The organism is Desulfatiglans sp. (genome assembly GCA_012513605.1).
Taxonomy (GTDB): Bacteria; Desulfobacterota; DSM-4660; order Desulfatiglandales; family HGW-15; genus JAAZBV01.
Genome location: JAAZBV010000094.1, coordinates 63,650 through 77,482, shown reverse-complemented (window position 1 = coordinate 77,482; position 13,833 = coordinate 63,650). Strand labels below are relative to the sequence as shown.

5 protein-coding genes are annotated in these 13,833 nt (G+C 41.0%); all 5 read right to left on the bottom strand.

Going from position 1 to position 13,833, the window contains the following annotated elements; all coding sequences use genetic code 11:
- The coding region (locus GX654_12900) for a hypothetical protein (protein NLD37758.1) at positions 1-4,872 on the bottom strand (4,872 nt) is incomplete at its 3' end.
- A 429-nt stretch (positions 4,873-5,301) separates the two neighbouring features.
- The gene (locus GX654_12895; GenBank protein ID NLD37757.1) at positions 5,302-9,816 is read right to left on the bottom strand and encodes a response regulator; all 4,515 of its coding nucleotides are present in this window, start codon (positions 9,814-9,816) and stop codon (positions 5,302-5,304) included.
- Between the two features lie 210 nt (positions 9,817-10,026).
- On the bottom strand, positions 10,027-11,328 hold the full coding sequence (locus tag GX654_12890) for a glycoside hydrolase (protein NLD37756.1): 1,302 nt from the start codon (positions 11,326-11,328) through the stop codon (positions 10,027-10,029).
- Positions 11,325-12,065 (bottom strand): class I SAM-dependent methyltransferase, encoded by a 741-nt coding sequence (locus GX654_12885; GenBank protein ID NLD37755.1) that lies wholly within the window; start codon positions 12,063-12,065, stop codon positions 11,325-11,327. Before GX654_12885 ends, GX654_12890 begins: the two co-directional genes overlap by 4 nt.
- Positions 12,066-12,078: 13 nt before the next feature.
- Positions 12,079-13,806, bottom strand: a complete 1,728-nt coding sequence (locus GX654_12880) for a thiamine pyrophosphate-requiring protein (protein NLD37754.1) — start codon at positions 13,804-13,806, stop codon at positions 12,079-12,081.
- Positions 13,807-13,833 lie beyond the last annotated feature (27 nt).

Below are 13,833 nucleotides of genomic sequence, written 5' to 3'. Positions count from 1 at the left end.
TGTTCCGCCCTGAATCTCAAAATGTTCGCCAATGTAATAGGTATGATTGCTGCCCACACTCTTCCTTACCCTTGTTCCCATGCCATCATATAGTAAATTCGTAGATACGCTACCGTTATATGTTATTAAGGTAGGCATATTGTCAGCGTTGTAAGTTATACTCCTTGATTTTGGACTCGACGGATTTGTAAAGTCCCAGCCGTAGGTCATGTTGCCGTTGGCATCATAGGTAAAATTACGCGGAGTTCCACGAGTAATGGAACTTACAGCATGTGCATGATTTCCATCATTATAAGCATAGATAAAAGAGTTGCCATTAATTGTCTTTGAAATAATATTACCTATTGAATCATAGTTAACACTTAATGATGTTGTTGACCCATTAATGACTTCAGTCTTAAGCCTGCTGAGAGTATCATAGGTGTATGCATATACCTTACTATTATGGAGATCATTTATTGAGTTTATCTCTCCTATGGATGTATAGCCGTAGCGTTTCTGCTGTATTATAGTATTGCTGCCGTTTTTGGTTAATATCTCATATAAACTTTCTGTCCTATCATCATAGGTGTATGTTGTTGAGCTCCCGTTACCATGGCTTAATGTCTTTATCTTTCCGGAAGGAGAATAACTTCCTACTGTGGCATAGGTTACATTGTCAGATGCGGTTACAGTATTTAACAGATTTGTTTTACTATAGTAGTTATTTTGTGTCCAGAAACCGTCAGGATATGTGGTTCTTACCGGCTTTCCTGAAAGGTCATAGGTGAAAAGCGTTGTTCTGTTTGTGTCTCCGGTTATATTTTTTGTTACACTTGTCACCCGCCCCATTACATCGTAACTGTTATAGGTGGTCGTGGCGTTCCCGTTTGTCACATAATTAAGCCTGCCTATACCGTTTGCGATTGATATATTGTCATAGTAATAATAAACATCAGGATCTGATGTGTTGTAATAGTTTTTTAGGGTGATCCTGTTCAGTGCATCATAGGTAAACCTGATTATCTGCCCTTTGGCGTCCGTCTGCTGGTAGAGGTTGCCATTAAGATCATAAGTGTAACTCCATATGCCCATATCAGGATCATTCATACTCAATTTCTGGCCGAGGGTATTATAGGATATGCTTGTCATGTTACCTTCATCATCTTCAACCGCCACAAGGTCACCTGCGGCATTATAATCGTAAAATGTAGTCCCTCCGTCTGAGTCTTCCTGAACTTCGATTATTCTACCGAGGTAATCAGTTATCTCTGTCCTAGTATTACTTTTTGGATCTGTAACAGTGGTTGCAAAGCCGTTGTAGCTGATATTTGTTGTATCAAATTGAGACTGAGAACCCTGATACTTAGGTGTTTTTACTATAACCACCCTTCCCATGTAATCAAATGTTTTTTCAGCGGTTGGGTATAATGAAGGGGGAGTATGGGAAAAAGGATTAGAGTCAGAAAAATTACCTGTCAGGTATGGCCCTTTCGTTAAATCAACCCTGCCCATGTTGTCGTAATTTGTTATTGTAATAATTTTATTATTGCTGACTCCCTTTGATACGTTCATTAAAGCCCTGCCGAATCCATCAACGTACTGATAAGTATCAACAGTTTCTGTATCTTCCAGCACACTGGTTTTTATATAAGCAGGCGCTGTAAGGGTAGGATCGACATAAGTATATTCAGTTTCTCCTCCACCAGGGTATTCTACCAGATGAAGCCTTCCAAAGGCATCATAGTTATAATAGGTGGGATTATTATTTTCATCTGTTTCGGAATGGATTTTTCCAAAATCATTATATGTCATACTAACCGAATGAGATATACCACCTGTTGATGGATAATTTATGCTGGTCACATAGGTTTCAGTAGTGTCATAATTATAGGTCGTTATATTTCCTTTCGGATCTTCATATGTAGCTATATTTCCATAGGAATCATAGGTATAGGTCTCTACAGGCCAGGCGCCTGATAAATTAAAATATGTTTTTGTAAGTAAATTACCATTGATATCATATGTGTAACTAACTACCCTTACAGTGCCCGAAGAACTACCTCCTATGACTTCGAGCGACTTTCTCCATAACCATGTCCCTTTATTTGTATATTCGTTTGTGAGTGTAACATTTTCTGCGCTGCCTGAACCCGAAGATATAGTGGTAAGCACCCCACCATGAGTATTGTCATATGTATAAGCCTCATTAGTGAATACATTTGGGCCAAAAATATCTGTCCGCTTGTTAGTCAGTTTTACAAATTTGGCGGTTGTTGTATTGGGTATTGTGTATGTCCCCCAGGTTAATGCTACCCGTTTCAAAAGGGTGCCACTTGGGTTTTTCATATCTACCTGGAGAGGTCTTCCTTTTTTATAGTCATCAAGTTGTTCATAGGTTGTTGTTACAGTTGTTCCATCCGGGTTTGTCTGAATTACAGTGCCAAAACCCCTGAAATCCCTTTCTTCATAGTCATAATATGCTCCGGAATAGGCGTAAGTGGTCATGGATATAGCGTTATAGCCGTCATCGGCTTGAATATCCATTACCGGGTGTAATTCAAATGGGACCATGTTGTTTGAGATATCAGTATTATTACCATAGGTTATACTTGTTTCTCCTCCAAGAGGGTTTATTATTAAATCTATTTGGTCACCCGCATTGTCTCCATCGGCCATGGAATAGCTGATACTGGTTCCATTGTATTTAATTATATCAGCCCTTCCATCGCCGTTTATATCTGCAAGCATTATAGCATCTGTTCCTGTTGGCCCGTCTGCCGGTATCACCCCGCCGCCGCTAGAGGAAAAGAAATAATTGTTTCCTGAAGATTCATAGATTATGTCAGTAATGCCATCATCATTTAAATCTGAAATAGCGAAATTAGGGGAACCAGGTGCTATTGGAAAAACATTTGACATACCAGTACCAGTCGATAAACAGGCACCCATAAAACCATTCAAACTAAAAACCAGATCAACAAGACCGTCGCCATTAACATCCGCCACTTTTCCTGTGCCATAACTATTATTGTTCAATTGATTATAATAATAAGTACTATCAAAGCCACCCGATCCATTACCAATAAGAACCCCATAAACATTCGCGAACGTACCAGGAGGATAATTAAATAAAACGTTTGAATGGGAATAAAGATCAGGGATGCCATCACCATTTATATCCCCCATCGATACTGTGTAATTGTTCACGTGAAGTGATGGGTTGAAATTGCTGACTGTTGGAAGGTCTGATGACACAGGAGCACCAAAAGTGCCGTTACCGTTTGAGAGCCCGGCATAAATGGTGGTATTGTCAGGTACATAGCCCGGTATAACGCCAGGTGGCAGTGGTACTTTTAGATATTTAAGCAGGTCTGCTTTTCCATCACCATTAAGATCTGCAAGGATGATGGTAGCAGCATAAAACCCGCTCCATGTAGTTGTGTAGGCACTGCCGAATGTCCCATCACCATTTGACAGATATGCTTTAACCTGACTGTACCCTGCATTACTTACAATATCTGCGTCTCCGTCTCCGTTTATATCACCCAGTGCAACACTCATAAATTCTTGATTGCCGCATCCTGCAAGGTTCTTATAAGGCTGTGCACTAAAGCCCCCTGAGCTGTTAGCAAGATATGGATATACTCTAACATACGAAGTGCTATATGTAACCTTTATAAAATCCTCTCTTCCATCACCATTGATGTCTCCAAATACCAATGTTCCTCCTGCTGAACCATTAAGAGTGAGTGTGGTCACTGGACCAAAGGTGCCGTCACCGCCGTCTATCCAGGAAAACTCGGTTGGGGGCGGGATGTTGTCAGGGGTAGTAGGATCAGGATCAACCCTGATGATGTCAACCAGTCTGGATCTCCCGTTGCCCGGTGAGTATTCATAAGCAAGGTCGTATTTATAAACCGTTGTGGTTCCAACTTTTACAGTTATTGTTTTAAGGCGTTTGGATGTTGTTACAAGGGAATGGGTCTTATAGGAAGATATATTATCAGTTCTGTTTTCAAGACCGAACTCTACAGTTTTATTTAGAGAAAGACCGGCGTTACCTGTATAGAGTATCTGATAAGGATAGATCTGATTATTGACTTTAGTATAGGTGATTATCATGTAATTGCCGTTTGTATCCTCAACTCTATCAAGTTGCCAACTGTATGTACCATATGAGTTAGCCATTCGTGAGCTTGGTGATTGTCCATAATAATATTTAGTTCCATCTTTTGCATAGGCAATCCAGCCGGCTGATTCTGATACATATTCGTACTTGGTAAAGGCCCCTTCAATTTTAGCACAATAGTAACCTGTTCCCCATGAGCTGTTGAGAACCAATTCGGAGCCGCCTGCTACAAAATCACTGGCGCTGTAACTAAGACCATTTTTAGTCGACCTTTTTATTGAACCCAGATCAAGGTCCCAGCCTACTCCAAGCCAGCCGTTTCCATTATAACTGCTGTAGCTGAGAGCTATATTTGGCTGAAGCCCGTTTCTTCCAGGAGGGACAGCAATTGGATAACTGAATGTGGCTGCACCAACCTGGCTAACAGAAACTGCTTCAGAAATTGAAAATGATCCCCCTGCAGCCGATCCGGATGTCCCTCCTGATGCCATGCTCATCGCAACCGATTCAGGGGCGACCGATTCGGTAGATTCTTCCTCTAATTTTATATCACTGTTTTTGGATTTTTCAGTTGTTACTTCTTCGGGGGTGGGTATAGCTTCTTCATCGGTTGATTCCGTATATATTACTTCTGATTCAGATGAAAATGAGCCTTCATCATCGGAAGTGCTGATTTCCTGCGCAATACTAAAAGGTGTTTGTAAAAGGACAAATAGAATGGAAAGGACAATAAAAGCCACGATTCTTTTTGCGTTTATCATAATAATCCCCCGCTGGAATTAGAATTTAAAAACAATAAAACCGGAACAATGACAATAAGGCTATATACTGCTGTAAGACAAAAAACTGTTAAGACACTTATTGCCCTGTAAGCTTCCGGGTAATAATTGGGTGCTTCTTAATTTTTATGTTTGTAATGCGAATACTTAAATAAGTGCTGCCTGGGTAATTAAGTATTGCGGTGGAATATAAACAGGTACAAATTAATAATCAAGAAAATTTTTATTAATTTTTTATTTGTAATGGAATTGAAATTAGAACAGCGAGGTAAGCTGTAATCAGGATATTTTGAAATAGTAAAATGGATTCCCGATCCAGACTTCGCCAAGGCTTCTTCCGGCAGGCAAGTCGGGAATGATATATGCGGTTTAGATATAGACCCGTCTTCCTGTCATCTCAATTACTTTCACTCATAATGAGTACTTTTTTATGATGGACATGAATTCGTCAACATTGATGGGCTTGGAGATATAATCATTCATGCCGGCATCAAGGAATTTTTCCTTATCACCCTTCATTGCATGAGCAGTCATGGCTATTATTGGTATTGTCCTATTTTTGTGCCGGGCATCAGATTCACGGATAAGCCTGGTTGCCTCCATCCCATCCATATCAGGCATCTGGATATCCATAAGTACAATATCATATTCATTTTTATCAAGTGCCTTTACTGCCTCTAAACCATTATTTGCGATGGTAACCTCATGACCCCATTTCTTTATTAAAAGGCTGGCTGCAACCTTCTGATTTACTATGTTATCCTCTGCCAGCAGTATCCTGAGTTTGCGTCCAGGGATTATCGCTGCTTCATTCTGCCCCCGGCTGTTTTTTTCAACAGGTATCTCTTTAAAGGTATAGAGTATTGTCTCTAATAAATCCCTCTGAAGCACAGGTTTCTTGAGATACCTGTTTATGCCCCTGCGGTTTCTCTTATTGAGATCATCCTTTTCTGTAATTGAGCTCATCATGATAATCTTTACACCGTCGTAACGGTTGTCAGAACGGACCCTTTCAACAAATTCAAAACCATCCATCTCAGGCATATGGTAATCAAGCAATATCAGGGGATACAGATTACCATCATTCAATGACTTGTAAAGCCTTTCAAGCCCATCCTTACCACTGCTGGAGATCATGCATGTAAACCCCAAAGGTTCCAGTGTGTTTTTAAGAATAAGAGAGTTGGTGCTGTTGTCATCAATGATCAGTACATGTTTAAATCCAAGTTCATCAGGAAGATTGCTGCAAAGGTCATGATTAACAGGGTTTCCAGTTTCAAATTCAGCAGTAAAATTGAATGTGCTCCCTTTCCCCTGGGTGCTTTCAACCCAGATGCTGCCATTCATTAACTCGGTAAGTTTTCTTGAGATCGCAAGCCCCAGGCCTGTACCGCCATACTTTCTTGTAGTAGAGGTATCAACCTGCGAAAAGCTGTCAAAGATCTTATTAAGCTTTTCCTGAGGGATGCCTATCCCTGTGTCCTTTACAGAAAAATGGATACGGATATGCTCATTTTCTGATGCGGTTACATCTGTTGTTGCCCCTATGACTATCTCACCTTTTTCAGTAAATTTGATGGCATTTCCCACCAGGTTTACTATGATCTGCCTCAGCCTGTTCGGGTCACCCTTAAGCGCTGTGGGAAGGCTGTTATCAAGGTTGCAGATCAATTCAATCTGCTTTGAAGATGCCTGCAATGCCATTGTTGATGTTACTGTCTCAAGTATGTTTCTCAGATCGAAATTGATATTCTCAAGCTCCAGTTTTCCAGCCTCTATCTTGGAAAAATCAAGGATGTCATTTAAAAGGTCAAGGAGCGAAACCGCTGACTGCTTCACAATATTCATATAATCATATTGCTGACTGTTCAGATTGGAGCCAAGGGCCAGCTCTGTCATGCCAATAATACCGTTCATGGGGGTACGTATCTCATGGCTCATATTGGCCAGGAATTCACTCTTGGCCTTGCTAGCCTCTTCAGCGGCAAATTTTGCAGCCTTCAGCTCTTCCTCGAATTTTTTCCTTTCGGTAATATCATGACTTATGCCAACAATACCTTTTACCTCTCCGTCACTGTCCTCAAAACGTACCTTTGTTGCTGTTACCCAGTATTCCTTGCCATCTGACTGATTAACAAGCAGTTCTTCCTTGTCTTTTTGAGGTATACCGGTCTTTATTATCCTCTGTTCATTCTCATAATACACCTTTGAGTGTTTGATGGGAAAGATGTTAAGGTCTGTTTTCCCCAGGACATCTTCCTGTCTTCCAGCACCAAGGGCATGGAGATGTGCCTTATTATTGAGGATAAACCTGGAGAGCCTGTCTTTGATATATATCTGGTCAGGGATGATATCGATCAGAGTCCTTAAGAGGTTTCTTTCATCAGCCAGCTCCCTTGTACGCTTTTGAATTGCAGCCTCAAGAAACCTGTTGTGTTCACGTATGGTACTTGTTCTCAGATAGTATAATCCAAGGATAATAAAGAGCAGCAATAAAGAGGCTGATATCCTGAACCACAGGGTCTTCCACACCGGTGGTGTTATTACTATTTTTAGGTTTACACCCTGCTCATTCCACAGGTTGTTGTTATTTGACCCTTTAACCCTGAAGACATATTCCCCGGGGTTAAGATTAGTATATGTTGCGGAGCGCCTGGTACCTATGTTATTCCAGTCCCTGTCAAAACCTTCCATCATGTAGGCATACTGATTATTATCTGGCGAGACATAGTTTAATGCGGAAAACCCGAATGAAATAACTGAATTCTTATAGGATAAGACTATATTCTCCGCTTGACTTATATGCTTTGATAACGGTGAATCTTTTGCGCCCGGCCTCATTTTTTCATTAAATATCTGGAAATCGGTAATAATCACAGGCGGTATATATTTGTTATCTATTATATTAAGTTGATCAAACTCATTGAATCCGTTGACGCCGCCAAAATACAGTTTTCCTGTTTTTGACCGGAAACGGGATTTTTTTATGAAAATATTACTCTGTATGCCATCCACCTTCGTATAGTTATTAAATTCCTTAGTTTCAGGATTCAGCCTGGAAAGACCTCCGTTGCTGCTGATCCATAAAAAGCCCTCTGTATCTTTGAGAATGCCGTAAACCAGGTCATTCGGGAGACCGTTTTCTTTTGTGAATACCTCAAAGCTCTCTCTCTTTTTATCAAATTTATTCAGGCCATACCTTGTTGCAATCCATATTATATCTCCATCATCCTCAAAAATATCGGTTATATAATTGTGCGACAGACCTATATTATTTTTCTCATCTTTTTCATAACTTTTAAATACCTCTGTTACCGGATTAAAGATGACAAAGCCTTTTGTTGTTCCGAGAAGCAGGTCGCCATTTTTGGAAAGCTGTACAACCTCTACAAAATTATCAATAAGTCTGCTGTTTTGGATATGGTAATTTTTAAATGAGCTATTCTTTTTATTGAACCTGCTGATGCCTCCCTGGCTTGCAAACCAGAGGTTTCCCTGCTTATCCTCTGTGATATCAAAGATATTATTGTTTGGTAATTCGCTGTTTTCCGTTGTGTAACTTATAAATGAACAATTTTCTTTTTTAAACAGATTAACGCCACCGTTCCAGGTGCCTGTCCAGACATTATTTTCAGAGTCCACATACACTGTGAGTACAGCATCGGATTTAAGGTCGGAATTTCCTGAATAGAAATATTCAAATTCCTCTTTGTCAGGATTAAACCTGTTTAATCCCCCTCCGTCTGTTGCAATCCAGATGAAGCCATCCTTGTCCTCGCTGAACTCCCATACAGAATTATTACTAAGGCCATTGGGTATGCTTTTGTAATGGATAAAACCCTGTTTGCTGTAATGAAGTGTATTGATCCCGCCTGAGAAGGTGCCGATCCAGATGTCACCTGTACGGTCTTTAAAAATGGAATAGATGGAGTTGCTGTTAATGCTGAATGGGTTGTTCTGGTTATTCCTGTAATTGGAAAATCTTTTTTTATCATTATGAAGAAAATCAAGCCCTCCGTTTTCAGTACCGATCCAGATGCCCCCGTTATTTCCTTCACAGAGTGCAAGAATATTATTATTTGACAGGGTGTTGATATTTTCCGGTTCATGAGTGAAACTGGAAAACACACCCCTTTCTATTTGATCCACATGTATATATGACAGACCTCTCCCATAACAGGCAAACCATAAATATCCCCTTGAATCCTCTATTATGGAATAGATGGAATTTCCAATGATACTTTGGGGATTATCTTTGTCATGGCCATAATGAATAAATGTGTCGGTCTTGTAGTCATGCAGGTAAAGCCCTCCATTTTCAGATGCAATCCATAAATTACCCCTGCTGTCTTCATATACCTGCCTTATGATATTACTTTTCAGAGCACCCTTCTTATCCGGGTCAGCGCTGTATATTGTGGCCCTGTTTAATGATTCTTCATACCTGATAAGCCCATTATCGTTTGTACCTACCCAGAAATTACCCCTTTTGTCTTTAAAGATGCTCCATGTATCAAGTTTTTCAAGGTTATACCCGTTACGGGTGTTATAATTAATAAACCAGTCTTTATCACGGTCATATCGTGAAATCCCTGAAAAGGTGGTGATCCATAGATTGCCTTCATCATCTTCATATATGGACTTAATCTGATTTGATATCAGAGAAAAGGGGTCACCTGGGTCATGGCGGTAAACAGTAAAATCATAACCGTCATACTTGTTTAACCCGTCATATGTTCCAAACCACATAAACCCCTTTTTGTCCTGAAGTATTGAGGTGACCGTTGTAAGTGAGAGCCCTTCATCCATATCGATGTGGGTGAATTTGAGTTTTTCTGATTGACTGGAATAGATATCTGATGCCGGGAAAACAGCAAAAGAGAGTGTTAAAATAAGAATGAAATATTTTCTGATTAAATAAAGCATCAGACTTAATAACCTCTGGATAACCTGTTAAAAACAAATATGAATTCTATTAAGAAAAGGGTGTATTTATATAATAGACAGACCTCTTCCTATATGAATCTAATACCCAGATTATATCGGCACTGAATGCTTTAAACTAAAATATATGATTTTACCTTAAGAAAAACCCCCTGTTACCTCATTTTACATGGTATAATATCTGCCTCACTTTTAGTGATCCTCAGGTGTAATAATCCTGTAGTTACCGCTCAGGTGCATAAGGCTGATGAGATAGAGCAGCCCGTCATAATAGGGATCAAAATATCCGTCTTCATAGGGTTCAAGCCTGGCATTCCAGACCTCATCCACAAATCGCCAGCTTTTAGCCTGTGTGCCCATTAATGAGGCAGCGGCAGAGGTTGCCACAAGCCCCAGTGAATGGCGCAGCTTCTGAAAACCCCCGGCAGGCAGTATCCAGTCAGGCAGGGTGCCGTCCATGTTGAACTGATCTTCAAACCTATCTATGCCCCTGCAATAGAGAAAATCCTGTATACGCTTTGCGTAGTCCCTCTGCCACTCCATATCCTTTCCATACCATGCATAGTCCATTGCGATGTTCATCGGGACACGCCATGAATCATACCTGAATGCAGGTGGAAAAAAGTTCTGTTTTGGCAATTTTCCACTGTAAAGGGTGATATCAGGGTTAAGCCCGGTTTCAGGGTGACACACCTTATGCAAATATGCTCTTGCCTTTTCAGCGCACTCCCTGTAAAATTTCTCATGACCATCCTTTGCATACTCTGCCCATATCTCAAAGAATGCAGGGAGATAATAAGATGGATCAGTTAGATCATATCTTTCTGACTCAGGCACAAAGCTTATCTGTTTATGTTCTACATTAATTATGTTGTTGATTCCCTGTGAACCGTCCTTTGCCCACATGGCATCAAGTATCCTTTTTGCCTCGCTATAATAACTGATACCAGTATTATTTCCCCACCTGTTTGAAGCAAAAAGCAGGGCGGTTACAAAGTAGAGTTCACCATCAGATGCTGTCCCTTCTGAATTATGTTTGCCTGTTTTAGGTTCCACTGACCATGCAAAGTAGCCGTCACGAGGGCCGCCCTGGTGCTGCATATATTTTTTTGACCATCGCCACAGACGGTCAAATACGGCTTTTCTATTGAGCTGGACCGCTATCATCATGCCATATGAAAGCCCCTCTGTACGGGCATCCCTGTTTTTGATATCAGAGATATAGGCCATATCATCACCGACCTCAAAATAGACCCTGTTCGGCCCTTCAAAAAGATCATGATATGCCTTTTGAAGTTTGGCATCTATCTCTTCCTGTTTATATCCGGCCTCAAGAAAAAGATTTCTGTATTTGCCGGTCTCCCATGCCCCTTTTCCCCATGGTTTCATAGCCCCGCGGGGGTCTTTTATATCCTCTTTACAGTTATCAGATGGAAAGACTGCCAGGGTAAAGCAGATAGAAAAGAGAATAGTTAAATATATGGTTTTTTTCATATGGGTTTTTCCTCCTGTTTTTTCCCTCCAAATATCGTAAAGATGCCATACTTATAATAGCAGTCCACATCTTTGAATCCTATGTCCTGAAGAGATTTGAGCTGTGTGTTTATAAGATCGGGTTTGTTATCAGTATTGTCCTTGTACCTGTTAATGATTCCATCATGCTCATGGCTGTCAATCTTTAATATTGCCTCCCTTTCAGTAATCCACTCTCTCCAGAGTTGCAGATACCATTTTTCAAGTGTTTCGGAGGGAGACAGGATTACATCCATATTCAGGAAATAGCCGCCGGGATTCAGGTGTGAATAAATGATTTTGAACAGTTCTGTTTTTTCATCCATTGCGAGGTGGTGGGTTGCCATGGAGGATATGATGAAGTCAAAATTACCCAGACTGATCCTCTTTTTTAATATATCCTGGAAGCTCGCACACAGAAATTGGCAGTTATCATATCGTTTCAGCCTTTTCTTCGCCCTGATCAGCATATCATTAGAGGCATCTAGAAGTGTCGCCTTAAGTTTACTGTCAACCCTTAAGAGCTCATATACAGCAATGCCATCACCGCACCCGAGGTCAAGCACCGTTCTTTCAGATTTACCGAGGATGAAATGCATATAAAAGGATTGCAGGATAGATAAGAGTCTTTTTCTCTCGACAATAATTATATCTGCGCTGTCTCTATATGCCTGTGTGAAGTCAGGATCTGCCCATTTTGAATTACTGAATTCTGTCATGCTGTTACCTTAATTATCCGCACACTATATTAAGACATGCCTGACGATTTTCTTTGTTTACTGCAACCAGGGCACGTTTTAAAGCTCCGTCCAACTCTTCCGGTCTCTCCACCTTTTCACCATACCCCCCGAATGCCGTGCAGATCTGTTCATAGTCAGGGGAAGGCCTTAATTCAGTCAGGGGCATATCAGGCGCATTTGCTGCCCAGCCATCAGGGTGTATGCCCTTTGTTGCCTGCCTTACCGCCTCCCATGACCGGTTATTGTAAATTATGATCAGTATCGGAAGATCATATGCCTTTGAAACATAATGACAGGCAGAGGGTACAGAAAACATATATGATCCATCGCCTACTGTGGCTATAACGGTCTTCTCCGGTGCAGCCAATTTCATGCCAAGTGCAGCCCCAACTGCCCAGCCGAGATACCCTGCATGGGAAACACCAAAATAGTTACCTGGAGAGATGTTTTCCTGCCAGATCATCTGATTATCATATTCGTTCACTATTATTGTGTTGCTGTCAATAATACTGTTTAAACGGGATGAGACAAAGCCCTGGTTTAATGGCATAGCACCCGATGCATTTCCTGCCGTTGAATAAAGATCATGGAATAGAGCATCATGCCTTGTTTTTAGTCTGTTTTTTCTTCCCTCCAGCATAGTATCTTTCATTTTATTTGGGCCTGATAATTCCTGAACAATTTCTTTCAAAGCCAGACATGGATCGCCGTTCAGTGTGATATCTGATGGATAGCTCCTTACAGGGTATTTACTGTATAAAGGATCGATTCCGATATTAACCATAAAAGCCGAATCATTAGGCTTTATTGAAGCAGGATACCACGGTACATCACTTTCAAGGACTATTATTAGGTCTGCATCTGATAACAGCGGGTCAGGGGTAAATCCCTGATGACAATAATGATCAGCCGGAAAGTTCATATATTCAGGGTTGAATGATACAACCCCTGAACCTGTCATCTCTGCAAGTTCAACAAGTGTCTCAACATATTCAGCCCTTTTACCATATGAGGAGGTTATAATGATCGGGTACTCCGCACAGGTAATCAGCTCAGCCACCTTTTTTATCTTATTAGGGTCAGGATAAAATGTTGGCAGATCATATTTCAGGCGGCTGTTAAAGCCCTTTTTATCAAAGGAGTCATAAAGCGTCTCTCTTGGAAGCGTAAGGTAAACCGGCCCGCAGGGTTCAGAAAGCGCCATAACAAGTGCCCTGTCAATAACATCCTCAAGCTGTGAAGGGGATCTTAATTCATAATCCCAGTTTACAAATTCCCTTATCATCCCGGCCTGGTCATAACACTCCTGCGCCCAGTGAACAAATGATGAACGGGATGCAGGGTGCCCATCTTCTGTGACCGGTGTTCTTCCTGCAAAAAAGAGAAGCGGGATTCTTGATCTCTTCCCGGTCATTATTGAACCAAGGGCATTTGCCGTGCCCACACCCACATGCACCATTGCCGCCTGAATTTTACCTGTGTAAAGGTAATACCCCTGTGCCATGCTGACAAGCGGTATCTCATGGGGTATAGTAACAGGGACAGGTAATCTTTTCCCCTCTGCCTTTCTTTTTGTAAAGGCATCTACAATACTTGCAAAATCTGTCCCTGCATTTCCGAAAAAGTATTCTATCCCTCTAAGCGCAAGAAGATCAAGAAATGCCTGTGCAGTGTTTTCGGCATTTACCTCGATCATGCTGTTTTCTTTTTTAAGACTCATTGTGATCCTGTATAAATATGATATCAA